The 18039-nt window shown below is 46.7% G+C and carries 17 protein-coding genes; 11 read left to right on the forward strand and 6 right to left on the reverse strand.

Annotation, left to right across the window (positions count from 1 at the left end; genetic code table 11):
* Positions 1–38 precede the first annotated feature (38 nt).
* A complete protein-coding gene (locus tag QUB51_RS25825) occupies positions 39–1799 on the forward strand; it encodes an ABC transporter substrate-binding protein (protein ID WP_333057485.1) in 1761 nt (586 codons plus the stop codon).
* Between the two features lie 165 nt (positions 1800–1964).
* Complete coding sequence (larB, locus tag QUB51_RS25830; RefSeq protein WP_333211494.1) at positions 1965–2768, forward strand: nickel pincer cofactor biosynthesis protein LarB; 804 nt, start codon at positions 1965–1967, stop codon at positions 2766–2768.
* A 263-nt stretch (positions 2769–3031) separates the two neighbouring features.
* On the opposite strand, the gene QUB51_RS25835 is transcribed toward larB, so the two are convergent.
* The gene (locus QUB51_RS25835) at positions 3032–3643 is read right to left on the reverse strand and encodes a hypothetical protein (protein WP_333057483.1); all 612 of its coding nucleotides are present in this window, start codon (positions 3641–3643) and stop codon (positions 3032–3034) included.
* Between the two features lie 327 nt (positions 3644–3970).
* Between QUB51_RS25835 and QUB51_RS25840 the strand changes: the two genes are divergently transcribed.
* The 3 genes from QUB51_RS25840 (at position 3971) to QUB51_RS25850 (ending at position 5655) form a co-directional block, all read left to right on the forward strand.
* The gene (locus tag QUB51_RS25840; RefSeq protein WP_190659021.1) at positions 3971–4183 is read left to right on the forward strand and encodes a high light inducible protein; all 213 of its coding nucleotides are present in this window, start codon (positions 3971–3973) and stop codon (positions 4181–4183) included.
* A 143-nt stretch (positions 4184–4326) separates the two neighbouring features.
* Positions 4327–4866, forward strand: a complete 540-nt coding sequence (psbP, locus tag QUB51_RS25845; RefSeq protein ID WP_333057481.1) for a photosystem II reaction center PsbP — start codon at positions 4327–4329, stop codon at positions 4864–4866.
* A gap of 138 nt (positions 4867–5004) precedes the next feature.
* Positions 5005–5655: a nucleoside triphosphate pyrophosphatase gene (locus QUB51_RS25850; protein ID WP_333057479.1), complete on the forward strand. Its 651-nt coding sequence runs from the start codon at positions 5005–5007 to the stop codon at positions 5653–5655.
* A gap of 152 nt (positions 5656–5807) precedes the next feature.
* Here the strand turns inward: QUB51_RS25850 and QUB51_RS25855 are convergent, their stop codons facing one another.
* Positions 5808–6722, reverse strand: a complete 915-nt coding sequence (locus tag QUB51_RS25855; RefSeq protein WP_333262700.1) for a calcium-binding protein — start codon at positions 6720–6722, stop codon at positions 5808–5810.
* Between the two features lie 436 nt (positions 6723–7158).
* Here QUB51_RS25855 and eno point away from each other — a divergent pair, with 436 nt between their 5' ends.
* Positions 7159–8439: a phosphopyruvate hydratase gene (eno, locus tag QUB51_RS25860; RefSeq protein WP_445243176.1), complete on the forward strand. Its 1281-nt coding sequence runs from the start codon at positions 7159–7161 to the stop codon at positions 8437–8439.
* A gap of 230 nt (positions 8440–8669) precedes the next feature.
* On the opposite strand, the gene argC is transcribed toward eno, so the two are convergent.
* Positions 8670–9728 (reverse strand): N-acetyl-gamma-glutamyl-phosphate reductase, encoded by a 1059-nt coding sequence (gene argC, locus QUB51_RS25865; protein ID WP_333057475.1) that lies wholly within the window; start codon positions 9726–9728, stop codon positions 8670–8672.
* A gap of 590 nt (positions 9729–10318) precedes the next feature.
* On the opposite strand from argC, the gene QUB51_RS25870 reads away from it, so the two are divergent.
* A complete protein-coding gene (locus QUB51_RS25870) occupies positions 10319–11335 on the forward strand; it encodes a sulfate/molybdate ABC transporter ATP-binding protein (RefSeq protein ID WP_333057474.1) in 1017 nt (338 codons plus the stop codon).
* Positions 11336–11496: 161 nt separating this feature from the next.
* Here the strand turns inward: QUB51_RS25870 and QUB51_RS25875 are convergent, their stop codons facing one another.
* Positions 11497–11838, reverse strand: a complete 342-nt coding sequence (locus tag QUB51_RS25875) for a low temperature-induced protein (RefSeq protein ID WP_333057473.1) — start codon at positions 11836–11838, stop codon at positions 11497–11499.
* Between the two features lie 433 nt (positions 11839–12271).
* Positions 12272–13063, reverse strand: coding sequence for an imidazole glycerol phosphate synthase subunit HisF (hisF, locus tag QUB51_RS25880; protein WP_333057472.1), 792 nt, complete (start codon positions 13061–13063; stop codon positions 12272–12274).
* Positions 13064–13257: 194 nt separating this feature from the next.
* Between hisF and QUB51_RS25885 the strand changes: the two genes are divergently transcribed.
* From QUB51_RS25885 to nadB, 4 genes are all read left to right on the forward strand, one after another.
* The gene (locus QUB51_RS25885; protein WP_333057471.1) at positions 13258–13488 is read left to right on the forward strand and encodes a hypothetical protein; all 231 of its coding nucleotides are present in this window, start codon (positions 13258–13260) and stop codon (positions 13486–13488) included.
* A gap of 88 nt (positions 13489–13576) precedes the next feature.
* Positions 13577–14563, forward strand: a complete 987-nt coding sequence (locus QUB51_RS25890) for an adenylate/guanylate cyclase domain-containing protein (RefSeq protein ID WP_333057470.1) — start codon at positions 13577–13579, stop codon at positions 14561–14563.
* Positions 14564–14818: 255 nt separating this feature from the next.
* The gene (gene psbU, locus QUB51_RS25895; RefSeq protein ID WP_333057469.1) at positions 14819–15253 is read left to right on the forward strand and encodes a photosystem II complex extrinsic protein PsbU; all 435 of its coding nucleotides are present in this window, start codon (positions 14819–14821) and stop codon (positions 15251–15253) included.
* Positions 15254–15561: 308 nt separating this feature from the next.
* Entirely contained in the window at positions 15562–17214 is a 1653-nt protein-coding gene (gene nadB / locus QUB51_RS25900) for an L-aspartate oxidase (RefSeq protein WP_333211486.1), read from the forward strand.
* Positions 17215–17235: 21 nt separating this feature from the next.
* Here nadB and QUB51_RS25905 read toward each other — a convergent pair whose 3' ends face one another.
* Positions 17236–17496, reverse strand: coding sequence for a hypothetical protein (locus tag QUB51_RS25905; protein WP_333243778.1), 261 nt, complete (start codon positions 17494–17496; stop codon positions 17236–17238).
* Between the last annotated feature and the right edge of the window lie 543 nt (positions 17497–18039).

An 18039-nucleotide genomic window follows, 5' to 3' on the forward strand; every position in this document is an offset into this window, starting at 1 on the left:
GCACTGAAATGGTATAGTTAAAAGTTATGAAAATTTCTATGATGGTACATTCAAGACTGCGCTGGCTCGTGATTTTACTGGCCGCAATTGCCACTATAACTATGTCTGCGTGCACTCCGGTGCGATCGAACTTAGTAAACAGACTCATCGTTCCCACCCCCAGCGGCCCAGCTACCTTTAACTACCCGCTAAATCAATCTGCATACAGCGTCTTTGGCTATATGTACGAGGGATTGATCAACGAAAACGGCTTGACATCGCAGCTAGAACCCGGTTTAGCCGAGTCCTGGGAAGTGTCTAAAGATGGCAAAAAGATTGTCTTTACCCTGCGAGAGGGCTTGAAATGGTCGGACGGCCAACCGATGACTACTGATGACATTATCTTCAGCTATGAAAAGATTTATTTCAATGACAAAATTCCTAGCGGTTTGAAAGATACTCTGAGAGTTGGCATGAGTCGCGAATTCCCAAAAGTTAAAAAACTTGACAGCCGCCGCGTTGAATTTTCCGTTGCAGAACCCTTTGCTCCATTTATTAGATATGCTGGGGGAATCCCAATTTTACCAGCTCATATTTTACAGGAAGCTGTCGAAAATACAGATGCAGATGGTAATCCTAAATTCCTGACTACTTGGGGCACGGATACTGATCCTAAAAAAATTGTCGGAAATGGTCAATATCGAATGCTGAGCTACACTCCCAATCAGCGCGTGGTTTTGGAACGAAATCCCTATTTTTGGCGCCAAGATGCAGAGGGAAATTCTCAACCTTACATCCAGCAAATTGTTTGGCAAATTATCGAAAATACAGATAATCAACTGCTGAATTTTCGATCGGGCGATTTGGATACTCTGAATGTGGAGCCGGAAGTGTTTCCGCTGCTGAAACGGGAGGAAAAACGCGGCCAATATACGGTCTTTAACGGCGGCCCAGATACTGGCAGCGTGTTTATGTGTTTCAATCTGAATAAGGGGCGCAATGCTCAAAATCAGCCGTTTGTAGACCCGGTTAAGTCTCGCTGGTTTGCGAGTAAGGAATTTAGGCAGGCGATCGCCTACGGCATCAACCGATCCGCCATGACTAACAATATCTATCGCGGACTGGGCGCGCCGCTGCATTCCCCAATTCCGGCGCAAAGCCCGTTCTACCTGTCCCCAGAACAGGGATTGAAAACTTACAGTTACGATCGACAAAAAGCCAAAGAGTTACTGTTAAGTGCTGGATTCAAGTATAATAGTAACGAAGAATTGTTGGATGCTGAAGGCAACAAGGTGCGATTTACTTTGTTGATGGCGGCAGGTAAAAAAGTTCGGGAACAAATGGCAACGCAAATTAAGCAAGACTTGGGCAAACTGGGGATGCAAATTGATACGCAGTTCCTGAGTTTTAACACTTATGTGGAAAAGCTGCGATTGACGCGGAATTGGGATACTTACCTCGGCGGTTTTACGGGAGGTACTGAACCGCACAGCGGCTACAATATTTGGTCTGTTAACGGCACACTGCACAGTTTCAACCAAGGCCCGCAAGCCGGAGAACCGCCGATTCAGGGTTGGCAAGTTTACGACTGGGAGCAGAAAATCGATGACCTTTACGTGAAAGCTTCTCAGGAGCTTGATGAGGCGAAGCGCAAGGAAATTTATGGGGAGGCGCAGCGGATTATAGCGGAACAAGTGCCTTTTGTTTATATGGTAAATCCGCTGACTTTTGAGGCGGTGCGCGATCGCGTTTCGGGAATTCGCTACAGTGCCCTCGGCGGTGCTTTCTGGAATTTGTACGAGTTGAAAATAACAGAATAGTCAGTCGATTTTAGATTTTAGATTTTAGATTTTAGATTTCATTTAGTCTAAAGATGAATCTGGGAACTTGAACAAGAGTCTAAAATTGTGCCATCGCGATTTAAGTTGGGGGCTTGTATCCGTTTTTGGGCAGGTCATTAGTTAGCAGTCATTTGTTATTAGTTTATGGAACCTAAAATTTTACAGCAGTTACTCGAATCAGTTGCCACTGGCGATATTAGTCCGATCGCCGCTTTAGATAAATTAAAGCATTTTGACTTTGAACAAGTCGGCGATTTTGCCAAAATTGACCACCACCGCACTTTAAGAACCGGTTTTCCTGAAGTAATCTGGGGCCCAGGGAAAACGCCCGACCAAATTGTTGAGATTATCGAGGCGATGCGCGGGCGAAATTCGGCGGTGATGGCGACACGAATCGAAGCGGAAGTTTTCGAGCAATTGCAACAAAAAATACCCGATTTGTGCTACTACCAAAAGGCTCGAATTTGTGCAATTTCTCCTAATTCCCCAACTCCGCAGCATCCGGGTACTGTGACTATTATCAGTGCGGGAACGGCGGATTTGCCTGTAGCGGAAGAAGCGGCAATTACTGCGGAACTTTGCGGTTTTCAGGTGCGACGTTTGTGGGATGTCGGAGTTGCCGGCATTCACCGCTTGCTGAGCAACCGGCACGTGATTGCTGATGCTGATGTGTTGATTGCTGTTGCGGGTATGGAAGGTGCTTTGGCGAGTGTGGTTGCGGGTTTGGCAGATTGTCCGGTGATTGCTGTGCCGACGAGTGTGGGTTACGGCGCGAGTTTTGGCGGGATTGCTCCTCTTTTAACTATGCTCAATTCTTGTGCGGCTGGTGTGGGTGTGGTGAATATTGATAACGGGTTTGGGGCGGCAATTTTAGCTTGTCAAATTCTCAGAAGTGCTGGCCGAGTGGGGAAAATGAAAGAGGAGGAGAATCGGAGAGAGGGGGAATAGTTTTGAGTTTTGAACTGAAATCCTGAATCAGGGAGGGTTCTCTTGGCATTGCCCCTACTCCAAACAGGTTTCTTTGTTCTTCATTTACCTGAAATCTGCTGTAATTTTTCGAGTGCAGTGCGAGCGCCCCCCTCGCGAAGACCGCTCGCGCTATAGTTAGAAACCCCTTCCATCAGACTCTTGAAACCGCATCTACACAAACTCTCGTCCCAGCAGAGGGCGACTAAAAAATACAGGAGGTATTATTAAAGCCGGGTTTAATATTACTTGCTAGCCAGCCAAACCGGATAAGCAGATGAATCCTCAGCTTTTAACTTTTGCGCCTGATAACTCTTGCTAGTCCAACTAGCTACTGTTTGCAGGTTTTCTGTCAAAGAACTTTCGCTGCCAAATGCTTCAAATCCCAAAGTCCACCACGCGCTGCCGTTAATGTTCAACTGAGTAAGTTCCACGGTGCAACCTTGAGGAATGGGGGCTTCTACTGGCACTGACATTACCGCACCCGACTCCGAAACGTGGTAAAGACGCTGCGCTCGCTTTTTCTTGACTCCCACCCACTTTCCTGTCGCCAAAATATCCGCCGGTATCGGCGCCATCGTGTCCGCACAAACCCACTTCAGCCACTTTTCGGCTTTGCCTTCCCAGCGGTTGCCGAAGGGCATTGTCCCCAACTCTCCCTGACGCCACTTTACCTCCAAGGTTTTCCCACGTAGCTTCACTCCTAAGTAGTCGCAGCTTGGTACTAGCAAATATATGTCTTCCCGCTCTTCGGGAGGCGAAAGATACGTGCCGAGACTCTCGCTTCCAAACCATTGATTGATTGATTTTGGCAGTGCACCGCTATAAAACCACCGCATTTCCAGACTGGCCCGCATAAATTTTTCCTCCGTTCCACAATTTTCGTCAAACCCAGACTGGATTTGCCATACACCATCGACTTTTGTGCCTCTCCACTCTATCCTCCCCCCTCTGGGGCCCAGAGTCTACCCACAGTCATACCATTGTTAGATTTTAGATTTTAGATTTGAGAATTGGGAAAGACTGACTAGATAAGGGTTTAGAGCTTGCCTACAGTTGCAGTTTTTTTATAAACTGGTGTCAGATCGGGGTATTTAAAAAAAAATTCTCACAATCCTTTACATATCTTCACAAGTCTGTTACATTTAGTTACAGTACACTAAAAACCATTTAGGAAAAAAAACATGAGTAACAGAGGCTTAATGCTGGACGACCAAGGCAAAATGAACAATTTTGCGATCGAGCCGCAAGTATACGTCGATGACGAACCCCGCACCGGCTTTACCCCCTACGCAGAACGCTTAAACGGCCGCCTTGCCATGATTGGCTTTGTTTCTCTCTTGGCTTTAGAAGTTTCGACCAAGCACGGGCTGATTAGCTGGCTGACTCACCTGTAATGATTTTGTTAACAATTAAACTATCTGGCTATGGATCGCTGGCGTTACACAAACAGCGATCCATAGCTTAACTATTTTTAGGGGCAAGGTTTGGTGAGACAATTAAAATTAAATATTTTACTGTTACCCTACCCGTAAAAAGAATGCTCAAACGAATTGCGGCAATACTTCTGGTGGTTCTAAGCCTCACCTTGACAGGTTGTGTGTCTAAAGTCACCGGACTCAAAAGCTACGTTGATACTGGCGACGGCTATCAATTTCTCTATCCTAACGGCTGGCTGCCGATCGCGGTTTCTAACGGGCCCGATGTGGTGTTCCGCGATTTGATTCAGCAAACCGAGAACGTTAGCGTGGTAATCAGTCCAGTCGCGAAGGACAAAACTCTGGCGGATTTGGGATCGCCGACGGATGTGGGATACAAGCTCAGCAAAAGTGCGATCGCCCCGGCTGATTCGGGCCGCGAAGCTGAATTAGTCAATGCAGAAGCTCGTGAATCGCGATCGAAAAACTATTACATTTTAGAATACGCCGTTAAGTTGCCAAACCAAGAACGCCACAACTTAGCGAGTGTAGCAGTCAGCCGCGGCAAACTTTTTACCCTTAACGTTTCCACTACCGAAGAACGCTGGCCAAAGGTAAAAGAAGCTTTTGAGAAAGTTGTTAAATCTTTCTCTGTTTATTAGTAGGTTAAAAAGTAGTTGGGAATGGGGAATAGGGCGCAGGTCATTGGAGATGAGGAATATTTTAGTTGATTTTTCTTTCTTCTTCCTTCTTCCTTCTTCCTTCTTCCTTCTCATCTCTTCCTTCTTCCTTCTTAACTTATGAAAATTCCAAATTTTGTATTAGCTTCAGCTTCTCCAGCCCGCCGCCGCCTGCTAGAAAATGCTGGCATTCAAGCTGTGATTTGCCCCAGCGACTTTGATGAAGGGCAAATACAAATGAAAGATGCCACTAATTTAGTGCAGGTGTTAGCAGAGGGAAAAGCTGAGGCTGTAGCTAAGTTTTTACTGGCTAATTCTCACCCCCAAATCCCCAATCCCAAAGCGTGTTTGGTGTTGGGATGCGATTCAATTTTGCTCATAGATGGCGAAATTCACGGCAAACCCAAGGATGCGGAGGAAGCAATCTCGCGCTGGCAGAAAATGCGCGGTAAGGTGGGCGAACTGTATACGGGTCATGCTTTAATTGATACTAGATTCGATGACTTGGATGAGGCAATGTCTCGATCGAGCATTCGCTGTCAAGTTACAAAAGTTCATTTTGCGGAAGTTACCTCGCGCCAAATTGCGGCTTACGTCGCTACCGGAGAGCCCTTGCAATGTGCAGGCTGTTTTGCACTGGAAGGTAAAGGCGGCTTTTTTGTGGAACAAATCGAAGGATGCCACACGAATGTGATTGGTTTGAGCTTACCTCTGCTGCGGCAAATGCTCACCGAAATGGGATATGATGTGGCGGATTTCTGGCAATCTTAAAGATTAGACACCTCCAACAAACAAATTACCCGGCTTATGCACATCGGGTTGGCGGGCGAGACGCCCACCCCACAAGAAAGTTTGTTTTGTGGGGTGGGCGTCTCGCCCGCCCTTGAGTTTATATTTTGGAGATGTCTATTGTAGGGTGCGGATTATCCAAGGGCGATCGTCCCGTCAGACACAGAGGTAAACTGAAGTTGACTCGGCGAAACATCCTTCACCAAACCCAAGATATTGCCGCTGCTAGCTTCCCGAATCACCGTCGCCTTAGTATTTAAAATTCTAAAATCAGCAGTGCGAGGAATTCCCGGAGGAAAAGGGCCACTGCTGTCATAATCTCTGGCATCACCAATGGTTAAAAACCTTTCGCTCAAAACAATATCATTTCGCGTCAATCCTCCCGTCAATCCAATTACATCACCTTCAGCCGGATCGTAATCGAGAATAAAATCTGCAGTCACTTCATCTACATCAAAATTGCCACTAGGAGGCGGTTGCAGCGAACCAATTTCCCCCGAAGTTGCTCCCATTTCTGTGCGGAGAACAAACAAATCTGCGCCTTCACTTCCCCAAAGTCTATCAATTCCAGCATCACCGATTATAGTATCATTTCCACTATCTCCTACTAAAGCATCATTCCCTTTACCGCCGCGAATAAAGTCATTTGCCGTGCCTCCATAAACGTGGTCATTATCTCGATCTCCGCTGACAAAATCGCTGCCACATTCTCCATAAAGAATGTCAAAATCTTGGCCGCCGCGAATAGTATCGCTGCCGCAACCTCCGATTAAAGTATCTGTGCCGCTGTTACCGTTCATCAGTTCCGCACCACCGGAACCTCTGACAAAATCGTTACCAGCTAAGGCCCGCAAACCTCCGGGAGTATTCTGCAGAATTCCATTTGCTAATTGAACTACGTCGTCATTGGGAGTTAAGTCAAAAAAGTTGGGGTCGCTGGCTGGATTTGGCAATGGCCCTGTGAGTAATTTGATGTTTGGGGGATCGGCAATAATTGGGTCTAAATTTTCAGCTAATGCTCTAATTTCTCCGAGATTTGTTTCTAACATCCTAAGTTTCTCCTTGTTTGATTGACTTTGTTGACCGAAACCATCCAGGATACCCGCCACGCGATCGATCCGTCCAGAAATAAAAAACCTGTATCCGATACACAAGCCCCCGAATTTATCCGTGGGGTCGCCTCTAAAATCTAAAATCTAAAATCTAAAATCGATTGACCTTCTGATTTTAACAAAGGTTTCAATTAAGAAATCTGCGGGAATTTGGGGTGAAAATAATCAAATTATTGTCAAAATTGCTGTCAATCTTTATTCAACAAGCATAGCTTATTGACACCAATCTGCACGTCCAAATCCGCAAATATTTTGAACTGTGTACCAATAATTCTGGGGATCGCGTACTCTATTACCCGTCAGCAGTCAGCGTGGGAAAACCCAGAGACTGCTAATTGTCATGAAACCTTGAGTTAAGTCAGGAATAATTAATATGCTAGACACTGCGATCGAATCTATTCAAGCCAGAGAAATCCTCGACTCCCGTGGACGCCCCACCATCGAAGCGGAAGTTTACCTAGCCAACGGCGTTGTGGGGCTCGCCCAAGTCCCCAGCGGCGCATCTACAGGCTCTTTTGAAGCCCACGAACTCCGCGACGACGACAAAAGCCGTTACGGCGGCAAAGGAGTCCTAAAAGCCGTCGCTAACGTCGAACACAAAATTGCCCCCGCTTTGGCTAATCTAGATGCGATCGACCAAGCGCTGGTAGACAAAACCATGATTGAGTTGGACGGTTCCCCGAACAAATCCCACCTCGGCGCAAATGCCATTCTCGGAGTCTCCTTAGCCACAGCAAAGGCTGCCGCCGAAACTTTAGGACTCCCCCTTTACCGCTACTTGGGCGGGCCCTTGGCGAACGTTTTACCCGTGCCTTTGATGAACGTGATCAACGGGGGATCTCACGCTAACAATAATGTGGACATTCAAGAATTTATGATTGTCCCTGTGGGTGCGCCATCTTTTAAAGAAGCTTTACGCTGGGGTGCAGAGGTATTTGAATCCTTGAGTAAAGTCTTAAAAGCTGAGGGTTTGCTGACTGGTGTGGGTGATGAAGGCGGTTTTGCGCCTAATCTTAAATCCAATCAAGCAGCTTTGGATTTGTTGATTGCAGCTATTGAAAAAGCTGGCTACAAACCGGGTGAACAAGTTGCTTTGGCTTTGGATGTTGCTGCTAGCGAATTTTACAAAGATGGGCAGTATACTTACGACGGTGTGGCTCATTCGCCTGCCGAATTAATCGATTATTTGGATGGTTTGGTGAGTCAATATCCGATTGTTTCCATTGAAGATGGTTTGCATGAAGACGATTGGGACAGTTGGGTAGCGCTGACTGAGAAAATGGGCAGCAAAGTTCAATTGGTGGGTGACGATTTGTTTGTGACTAATCGGACGCGACTGCAAAAAGGAATTGATTTGAAAGCTAGCAATTCGATTTTGATTAAGCTGAATCAAATTGGTTCTTTGACGGAGACTTTGGATACGATCGACCTGGGCAAACGGAACAGCTATCGATCGATCATCAGCCACCGTTCCGGTGAAACTGAAGATACCACCATTGCCGATTTAGCGGTAGCGACTCGCGCCGGCCAAATCAAGACTGGTTCTTTGTGTCGCAGCGAACGGGTGGCTAAATATAACCGTTTATTGCGGATTGAAGACCAATTGGGCGATCGGGCAATTTATGCAGGATCGATCGGTTACGGGCCCAAATAACACTTGGTAATCGGGCATCTGACAATTTTAGATTTTAGATTTTAGATTTTAGATTGAAGAATTGATTAGTAACTTGAATCTAAAATTAACAATCAGAAATCTAAAATCGGATGGGCATCGAGCATCGAAAACTTAGATCGTGTGGATACAAGGGGCGGGTTTTACAAACAATAATTGCCTAAAAACCAATCATCTCGTAAACCCGCCCCGATCCAATTACCAATTACCAATTAAGGATAGAAAGCCAATTGTGGCAAACCCAAAGTTTCTTCCCAGCCCATCATCAAGTTCATGCACTGGATGCCTTGACCGGCTTGGCCCTTAATTAAATTGTCGATCGCCGACAGCACAATCACCCTGTCAGTACGCGGATCTACTTCCACACCGATGTAACAGAGATTTGTGCCGCAAGCCCATTTTGTTTGCGGATAAACTCCAGCCGGTAACACTTTTACCCAAGGAGAATTGCGGTAAAAAGCGCTGAAAATCGTGATTAAATCTTCCCGCACCAAACCCGGATCGCGCAAAGTTGCGTACACAGTCGCCAGAATTCCCCGCACCATCGGAATTAGGTGGGGAGTAAACTGAACTTTAATATCGTGTCCCGCTAAATCGCTGCAAATTTGCTCGATTTCTGGCGTGTGGCGGTGGCGCCCAACGCCGTAAGCGCCCAGAGAACCCTCTGCTTCAGCCAACAACAGATTAACTTCGGCTTTGCGGCCCCCTCCCGAAGCACCGGATTTGGCGTCGATAATTGCTGTTTCTGGCACGATGAGACCTTGTTTGAGCAAAGGTGCCAGGGCTAATAAACTAGCAGTGACGTAGCAGCCGGCACAGCCTACTAACTGAGCGTCTTTAATTCGATCGCGATACAATTCTGGCAAACCGTAAACAGCCGTTGCAGCTAAAGCAGAGTCCGATCGCTCGCCCCCGTACCAAGCTTTGTAAGTTTCCAGATTTTCAAATCTGTAGTCAGCCGACAAATCCAAGACTTTGCAGCCTTTTTCTATCAGCGTCGGTGCCATTTTGCAAGCTAAACCGTTCGGCAGCGACAGAAACACAACTTCGCATTTTGCCGCTATTTGGTCTAGGTCGATCGCCTCTACTGTCAAATCAATGCAGTTAGTCAGGTGCGGGTAAAGGCTGGAATAAGGTTTTCCTGCACTGCTATCCCCGCCCAAATAAACTACTTCAGCCGCCGGGTGGTCCGCCAGCAGTCGCACAAGTTGCACGCCGCCGTACCCTGAAGCGCCGATAATTCCTACAGGCACACGTCCAACATCTCCCATTTTCCTTTATCCCCTCAGCCGTTGAAGTCAAAAACGCTTGAACTTTTGCTGCATTGTAGTACCAAACGCCAACTTTGGTGGCAAAGAATTGTGTTGTTTTGTTTTGGAGGTGCATTTTTGTTAATTTTCGGCTGTTTGACCGAAAGCATCCAGGATACCCGCCACGTGATTCATTCCAACGCGCAGACTCAGGACCCAGAAATACAAAAACCTGTATCCAATACACAAGCCCCCGGATTTATCTCGCGCAAGTCAATGCTTCAATCCTTTAATCTAAAATCTCAAATCTCAAATCGCGCAATCGATTGACACCGCCCAAAACCCATACAAAGCCCTGGAGAACTCAAAATTTTAGACCAAAGTTCCATCTTCCAGATTCACTGCGCTGCAAGTAAATCTAAAATCTAAAATCTAAAATCTAAAATCGACTGACCGATCGCCAAAACCCTAAAATTAACAAACTGATGTGCGATCGTGCTATAAAAAAACTAACCTTAACCTATCCACAAACCGGAGATTCACATTTTTCCCTCTTGCCTCTTGCCTCTTGCTTCCTGTATCCTGCCTCTTCCCTCTTCTTTCTTCCTACCATGGGCATAGTTGTAGAAAACGTATCAAAACAGTTTGGCAGTTTCCAAGCACTCGATCGAGTCAGCTTAGAAATTGAATCGGGTTCCCTAGTCGCATTGCTGGGCCCGTCTGGTTCCGGCAAGTCTACACTGCTGCGACTGATTGCGGGTTTAGAAATGCCCGACTCCGGCAAAATCTGGCTGACAGGCCAAGATGCCACCAATACTAGCGTCCAAGACCGCAAAATTGGCTTCGTGTTTCAGCACTACGCGCTATTCAAGCACATGACAGTGCGAAAAAACATCGCTTTCGGGCTGCAAATTCAGAAAACACCACCCGCGAAAGTCAAATCGCGGGTAGAAGAATTGTTGAATTTAGTGCAATTGGCAGGATTGGGCGATAGATACCCGTCGCAACTTTCAGGGGGCCAACGGCAGCGGGTGGCCCTCGCCAGAGCCCTAGCTGTGGAACCGAAAGTGTTATTGCTAGACGAACCTTTTGGAGCTCTCGATGCCAAAGTTCGCAAAGACTTGCGCGCTTGGTTGCGGCGACTGCACGACGAAGTTCACGTTACCACAGTCTTTGTGACGCACGATCAAGAAGAAGCGATGGAAGTTGCCGATCGAATTACAGTCATGAATAAAGGTAAAATCGAACAAGTCGGCACACCCGCAGAAATTTACGACCATCCCGCTAGTGCCTTCGTAATGAGTTTTATCGGCCCCGTCAATGTCTTGCCCAGCAGTTCAAGAATGTTTCAAGACAACGGCTTTGACTCAGCCAACCCAGAGATTTTCTTGCGCCCTCACGACGTAGTAATTGAAACTACAGAAAATAGTGCAACAGTGCCTGCAAGAATCAGTCGCTTGATTCATTTGGGATGGGAAATTCAGGTAGAATTAACCTTAGATGACGGTCAAGTAGTAAACGCTAATTTGACTAGAGAAAGATTCGATAGCTTGAACTTGCAGCCCCAGCAAAGAGTGTTCGTAAAGCCGAAAGATGCCAAGTCCTTTCCACTTTTTTATTCCATCTAAGAGCAATTCTGAAAACTCAAGCTAAATTTAGATTGGATACTGCCTTTCAAACGATGTGGCCCGGTGCGGTGTCTCTTCAAAAAAAAGATTAGGGACACCGCACCGCGGCCTGTCCCTAATCTTTTTTACTGACAACTGTCCGCTGACTACTGCGCGCTGAGTTAGTCTTTAATTTTACTGACAGCTTTTTTGACTTGTTGCTCAAAGGATGTAGCTTGTGTATTGGAAGGATTTTTCATTTTTTCAATGTCAGCGTCTCCCTGAACTTCGTTAGGCCCTTTGCTGGCTTTTTCTTGAGTTTCTTCCAAGGACATTGGTTTTTTCAGTACAGCTTCTTGAGATTCTTTTTCAATTCCTAAAAGTTGGTCTTCACCTTTGGTGGGGCTGCTAGTAACGGCAAAAGCGGGGAAAGCATTAGAAACAAACATCAAAGCACAAAAACAAACAGCTATTAAACTGCGGACTAAACGCTTGGCAGGGAAGTTAAAGCTGATAAAAGACATACAAATTTTCTCCGTTTTTAGAAGTTTTGATCGCTAAGATTGTTAACAGGCTGAAGCTCACTCATATTCTGCACAATCTTTAACTCAAGTTTGATAAAAGCAACCGTTGCTTTCTTTCAAATTGAGCTAATATATAATATTTAGCTGAAAAAGCTGGTATTTGAAATCCTTCTCAGGGAATATTTCTAGTTGACTGGCGTCGATCGCCCCAAGAGATTTATGTAGAAGGCACTTGTGTAGAATCAAAAAAATTCTCTATAAGTGCCTTCGGATGCGCCTCACATAGCAGTATCAATGTCAGTAACTGGTTTTATCGTGGGGTGGGGGCGGATTTATTTAGCCTCTTTACAACGTGAGAGGGCGCTTGAGTGAACCCGCAGAGCGGTTTGTTAAAAATGTTGCAAGATATGAGATGCGATCGACTATCCACTGACTAATGACTAATAACTAATGGCTGCTGCTGTCGCACGGGAACTTGAAATTTTGCTAGATAAGTTTTAATTTCTCCTACACTGAGTTGCCCGTAATGCAGCAGGGAAGCTAGCAGTGCAGCTTCTGCTTTCCCCTCAGTCACGGCTTCGTAGATGTGGTGGCAGTTGCCGGCGCCGCCGGAAGCAATGACGGGAATTTCGACCATTTCGGCAATGCTGCGAGTTAATTCCAAATCGTAACCGGCTTGAGTGCCGTCCGAGTCCATGCTTGTCACCAGAATTTCGCCGGCGCCGCGCTGTTCGGCTTCCTTTGCCCAGGCGATCGCATCTTTGCCGGTATTTTCTCGCCCTCCGCGCACGTACACGTCCCAACCAGGACGATCTGCGTCTTGCCGTTTGCGAGCGTCGATCGCCACTACAATGCACTGATTACCAAATCGATCGCTGGCTTTGTCAATTAAACTCGGATCGCGCACCGCCGCCGAATTAATACTCACCTTATCAGCGCCCGCCCTCAACAAACTTTTAATGGTGTCTAAGGATTGGATGCCGCCGCCCACCGTCAAAGGGATAAATACTCGATCGGCCGTGCGGTACACCACATCGATCATAATATTCCGGTCTTCGTGAGTCGCCGTAATGTCCAGAAACACCAACTCGTCAGCACCGGCATCGTTGTAAACCTGAGCCATTTCTACCGGATCGCCAGCATCCTTAAGGTTGACAAAATTGACACCTTTGACCACGCGACCGGCTTTCACATCCAAACAAGGCAAAATTCTTTTCGACAACATAAAATTCTCGTATTTCCAACTTATTGACCGCCGCAGCGAGGAAAAGGCTTTGTTGATATCTTCAAAAACCCGAAGTTAAGCAACAAATCTTAAAGATACCTTGTGTTTAACAATTCTCGATCGGAGCCGGAGAGCCATTTTTCAGTTTTTTATGCCCCGTTAGTCTAAATAAAATTTGGCGGGCAGTGAGAGCCGTGACATTAGGTAGAATATTGGTAGATAGTTATATTTTCAGCAAAAAAGCACCAAATTTAACTCCCCAGATAGAACTGTGGGGTGAAAAATATGACAATTTCGCTTATGATCGAACCATAACTACCTTTGCTGGCGATCGAATTGTGGTTCGGCAATCCTGTATGGTTTGGTGCATCGACGATCGACTAAACAATTTTAGATTAGAGAACGGCCGATTTGAGGTTTTTTAGCAGCAATCTCAGTCATAAGCCGCGCGGTAAAGTTAAAATTTAAAGTTTAAAACCTCAAACCGGTTGACTTGATGTCGTTTTTAGGGCTGTGGTGACTTTGCAAGCCAATCCACATTTGGTACTTCGTACAGAGAAAAGCGGCAATCGCTACTTGCCGCTCTCCGGCAGCAATTGCTGGACAGTAGGGCGGAGCGATGACAATAATTTTGTACTGACAGATCGCTGGATTTCCCGTAATCACGCGATGTTACAGCAAATGGAGACAGGAGAGTTCTACCTGATCGACTTGGGCAGCCGCAATGGTTCCTTTGTCAACGGGCGGCGGGTCAGTATTCCTGTCACTCTCAGAAATGGCGATCGGATTATTTTCGGTCAAACCGAATTGGACTTCTACAACCCAAGCGCCGGCCACCGACACGATCCAATACACGAGACAGACTCTGAAGATTTTACGGCGACTTTGACGGTGCGTAGCCTGATTAGCGTCATGGTAATGGACATCCGAGACTTTACAGTTTTGACTAGGCAGCTAGACGAAACCCTCCTCTCGGAAGTCATCGGCAATTGGTTCCGCAAAGCAGGACAGATCATTCGCGAACACGGCAGTTGGGTGGACAAATACATCGGCGATGCCATCATGGCAGTCTGGTTCCACAAAACCAGCGGTGTCAGCAGCGAGGAAATGATGCGGATTTGCCAAGCTTTGAGCGAACTGCACAAGGCAACAGACGAACTCAGCAGCCGTTACCCCCTGCCTTTTCCTTTGCGAGTCGGGGCCGGCATCAATACCGGTTATGCAATGGTGGGAAATTCTGGCAGCAGCGACCGATCGGACTATACTGCCTTGGGAGATACTGTAAACGCAGCATTTCGCCTGGAATCTTGCACCAAGCAAATCGGCAAGGATATCGCTGTGGGAGAAACTACCTACAAATATCTGACGCAATTAGGGGCCCAGGGCGCTTTCGAGCAGCACACCGTTGCTTTAAAGGGTTACGACCATCCCACCGTGACTTACGGCGGTACTTATGCTGACTTGAACGCTTTTCTCAAAACGAAAGGAAAAAGTTCTTGATAGCTAGAAAAGTGGGTGCGGGGCAAAAATTAACCCCTTAAAATCGCAGTCCGAGTTTTTAATTTGGAGTGCCTTTTATAAACTTGTCTGCGATGCTTAAAACTCACCTATTATCATATATAATCTGCTTTGTCAATACCCCAAGGGAAAGTTTATAACAGCCCTCTACCTATTGCGGATTTATCTGAAAAACTGCATAAGCAAAATGGTAGTCTCTACATAAATGCTGTGTATGAAATTGGGAGACAAAACTTCATGAAACGATTGGGTCGTCTATTGGCAGTATTGGGCTTAGTGCTGGGCTGCTTTGCATGGGCTGGAGACCAAAGCGCGATCGCGGCGTCATTAAGCCGTATCGTCTTGCCATCATCCTCGCTCCTAGCAGTTGAAGCTCCGGCTAGAACCAATCGCGCCGATGAGAAGCTTGCCACAGAATACGGCAAAAAACTTGATTTGAACAACAGCGCCGTCCGGGACTTTCGGGAATTTCGAGGGTTGTATCCCACTTTAGCTCGACTAATTATTAAGAATGCTCCTTACGAAAATGTTGAGGACGTACTCAATATTTCAGACTTGACGGAAGCTCAGAAAAAACTGCTGCAAGCTAACATGGACAAATTCACCGTAACTGATGTTGAATCAGTCTTTATTGAAGGAGACAACCGGTTGAATAATGGTCTCTACGACTAGGTAGCAGCGGGTCTCATTTGAAGGCAGAAGTCATTGGGCAGAAGGCATTTGGCAGAAAGAAAAGATTTTTTTTCTATAGGCTGATGACTTCTGCCTTTAATTTCTCAAGACTTACTTTCAACCACCATTCGGCAAAAGCCGACCCAAATTCGCTAGATTGAAATAAGCGACTTCCCCTCATTCATCTAAAATCTAAAATCTAAAATCTAAAATCCCTTGACTGACATTAGTTCAAGTCCCCAGATTCATCTGTAGACTAAAATCTAAAATCTAAAATCTAAAATCTAAAATTGACTGGCGGCAGACTTATGACTGACAAATTTGACGTATTGGTAATAGGTGCTGGCGCGGCGGGTTTGTACACAGCACTCTGCCTGCCAGAACATTTGCAGGTGGGCTTGATCAATAAAAATACCCTACCTGTTTCTGCAAGCGATTGGGCCCAAGGAGGGATTGCCGCGGCGATCGCCCCTGAAGATTCCGCAGCGCTGCACGTTCAGGATACATTGGCTGCGGGAGCCGGTCTTTGCGATTTGGAGGCGGTGAAATTTTTAGTCGAGGAAGCTGGTGCTTGCATCGACTCCCTGGTGAAAATGGGCGTTGCATTCGATCGCACCGGCCCAGATTTAGCCCTCACCCTAGAAGCAGCCCACTCCCGCCGCCGAGTGCTCCACGCCGCCGACACTACGGGCAAAGCCGTGATCGGTACGCTGACAGCAAAAGTATTAAGCCGCAAAAACATTCAACTCGTATCTCCTGCCTTTGCTTTGAGTCTGTGGCTAGACAAAAGCGGGCGGTGTCAGGGGATTAGCTCGATTTGTGGCTCACAAGTCAAGTGGCTGCAAGCTAAAGCCGTGGTGCTGGCGACAGGCGGCGGCGGACAGGTTTTTGCTCAAACGACCAATCCGTCGGTAAGTACCGGGGACGGGGTGGCAATTGCGTGGCGCGCCGGGGCGCTGCTGCGAGATTTAGAATTTGTGCAGTTTCACCCGACGGCGCTGAGCACAGCGGGCGCGCCTCGGTTTCTCATTAGCGAAGCGGTGCGGGGAGAAGGAGCTCATTTGGTTGACAGTAAGGGATATCGCTTTGCTTTTGACTCTCACCCCAGCGGGGAACTCGCCCCTAGGGATGTTGTCAGTCGCGCTATTTTCCGCCACTTACAAAAAACGGGGGAACCTCATGTTTGGCTGGATTTGCGCCCGATTGCGGTCGATCGACTGCGCTACAGGTTTCCGAATATTATTCAAGTGTGCGCTGACTGGGGAATTGATATTTTTTCCGAACCGGTGCCGGTGACGCCCGCGGCCCATTACTGGATGGGAGGGATTGTGGCTGACAAGTTCAACCAAACTTCGATTCCGGGTTTGTACGCGGTGGGAGAAACTGCGAGCACGGGGGTACACGGTGCTAATCGGTTGGCGAGCAATTCGCTGCTGGAATGTCTGGTTTTTGGGGCGCAGATGGGACTTTTGCAGCTAGAAGATGGAAGGCCCAAAACACTCACAGATGAGTTAGATGCGGGGGAAATCTGGGATAAATCGATTTCTGAACAGGACATTGAGGCGATCGAAAGGTTGCGGGTTGAATTGCGGAATTTGGTGTGGCAGAGTGCGGGCATTTGCCGGGGACAGCGGGATTTGGAAAGTGCGATCGTCCAACTTGAGATTTGGCGGCAAGAATTTGCTTCCTTGCCTTTGAGTCAAACGCTTGATAATTTACGGCCCGGACAAATTATTGATTTTTCCCCTACTGAGACGGAGAATAGCTCGATTTTGCGAAATTGGGGAGAAGTTGGGAATTTATTGGATATCGGCTATTTAATTGTCAAAAGTGCTGCGTTTCGCACCGAAAGTCGCGGCGGTCATTACCGAGTGGACTATCCCCTCACCGATCCGGATTGGTGCAGCCATACTTTAATTAACCAATCCAATTGGTACAAATCTCCGCGAATAGAAGATTAAAAATTTATTAAAAATTTGGGGTCAGCGCGTTCCCGTACCGTCACTTTCGGGGTTCCCGTTCGGGGTTGGTTCGTATTTTTGGAGATTTCCAAACCTAGAGGTTGATGTCACTGTCCCAAATCTGGGGGTCAATGGCGTCGGGATCTTGCCCGCGCTACGGGCTTTTGTGAAATTGCTAGCTGAGTTGCTGGCAAGTCGAGCCGCATTGGCGGTGCCGACTATATTCACTTGCAGGCAGACCGCCAGGGTTGCCGTTGTTGTGAGCTGAATCAAAGTACGCATAGTATTCACCGCCTTATTCCAATCACCGCAATAGATCCACGTGTGTACCACCTATTATATCTATCAATTTCCGTATTTCCACTGATGTCTTTACATTTACTTTAATTAACTTTCGTAAGTTTACATAATTTTTTTTACATTAAGGCTTTTGGCGATTTGAATTTGGTTTCAGGTTGTGATTGATTTTAATATTTTGTAACATTCAGATGAGACGGCAAGTTGCTCTCATAAGTTTTATCTTGGGGTAAATCTATCTAATGACAGATGACAGATTAGAGACTTTAAATTTATGTGATTTGAGATGTGAGATTTCACTACTTAAAACATTTTTTTGAACGGTTTCAAAAAGCTTAGAAAGCTTACGGTTTAAGGCTCGATCAACAAGCTATTTTCCTGAAGTTAGCTGCACAGGGGACGCCTGAAATAATACAGCATATTCCATGTATATGCGGTACACACAACAAGGGTCGTAAGCATCGGTGCGTCGCCACCAGTCAATCTGCAAGTTTCATTAAACATGAGCAGATCCGCACCCTACATAAC

This window comes from Microcoleus sp. AT8-A3, from assembly GCF_036705675.1.
GTDB lineage: Bacteria > Cyanobacteriota > Cyanobacteriia > Cyanobacteriales > Microcoleaceae > Microcoleus.

What these genes read in the sequence shown, in the direction of transcription:
- QUB51_RS25825 (WP_333057485.1), top strand. Translation starts at nt 39, where the DNA reads ATGATGGTACATTCAAGACTGCGCTGGCTCGTGATTTTACTGGCCGCA.
- larB (WP_333211494.1), top strand. Translation starts at nt 1,965, where the DNA reads ATGGAACCTAAAATTTTACAGCAGTTACTCGAATCAGTTGCCACTGGC.
- QUB51_RS25835 (WP_333057483.1), bottom strand. Translation starts at nt 3,643, where the DNA reads ATGCGGGCCAGTCTGGAAATGCGGTGGTTTTATAGCGGTGCACTGCCA.
- QUB51_RS25840 (WP_190659021.1), top strand. Translation starts at nt 3,971, where the DNA reads ATGAGTAACAGAGGCTTAATGCTGGACGACCAAGGCAAAATGAACAAT.
- psbP (WP_333057481.1), top strand. Translation starts at nt 4,327, where the DNA reads ATGCTCAAACGAATTGCGGCAATACTTCTGGTGGTTCTAAGCCTCACC.
- QUB51_RS25850 (WP_333057479.1), top strand. Translation starts at nt 5,005, where the DNA reads ATGAAAATTCCAAATTTTGTATTAGCTTCAGCTTCTCCAGCCCGCCGC.
- QUB51_RS25855 (WP_333262700.1), bottom strand. Translation starts at nt 6,722, where the DNA reads ATGTTAGAAACAAATCTCGGAGAAATTAGAGCATTAGCTGAAAATTTA.
- eno (WP_445243176.1), top strand. Translation starts at nt 7,159, where the DNA reads ATGCTAGACACTGCGATCGAATCTATTCAAGCCAGAGAAATCCTCGAC.
- argC (WP_333057475.1), bottom strand. Translation starts at nt 9,728, where the DNA reads ATGGGAGATGTTGGACGTGTGCCTGTAGGAATTATCGGCGCTTCAGGG.
- QUB51_RS25870 (WP_333057474.1), top strand. Translation starts at nt 10,319, where the DNA reads ATGGGCATAGTTGTAGAAAACGTATCAAAACAGTTTGGCAGTTTCCAA.
- QUB51_RS25875 (WP_333057473.1), bottom strand. Translation starts at nt 11,838, where the DNA reads ATGTCTTTTATCAGCTTTAACTTCCCTGCCAAGCGTTTAGTCCGCAGT.
- hisF (WP_333057472.1), bottom strand. Translation starts at nt 13,063, where the DNA reads ATGTTGTCGAAAAGAATTTTGCCTTGTTTGGATGTGAAAGCCGGTCGC.
- psbU (WP_333057469.1), top strand. Translation starts at nt 14,819, where the DNA reads ATGAAACGATTGGGTCGTCTATTGGCAGTATTGGGCTTAGTGCTGGGC.
- nadB (WP_333211486.1), top strand. Translation starts at nt 15,562, where the DNA reads ATGACTGACAAATTTGACGTATTGGTAATAGGTGCTGGCGCGGCGGGT.
- QUB51_RS25905 (WP_333243778.1), bottom strand. Translation starts at nt 17,496, where the DNA reads ATGCGTACTTTGATTCAGCTCACAACAACGGCAACCCTGGCGGTCTGC.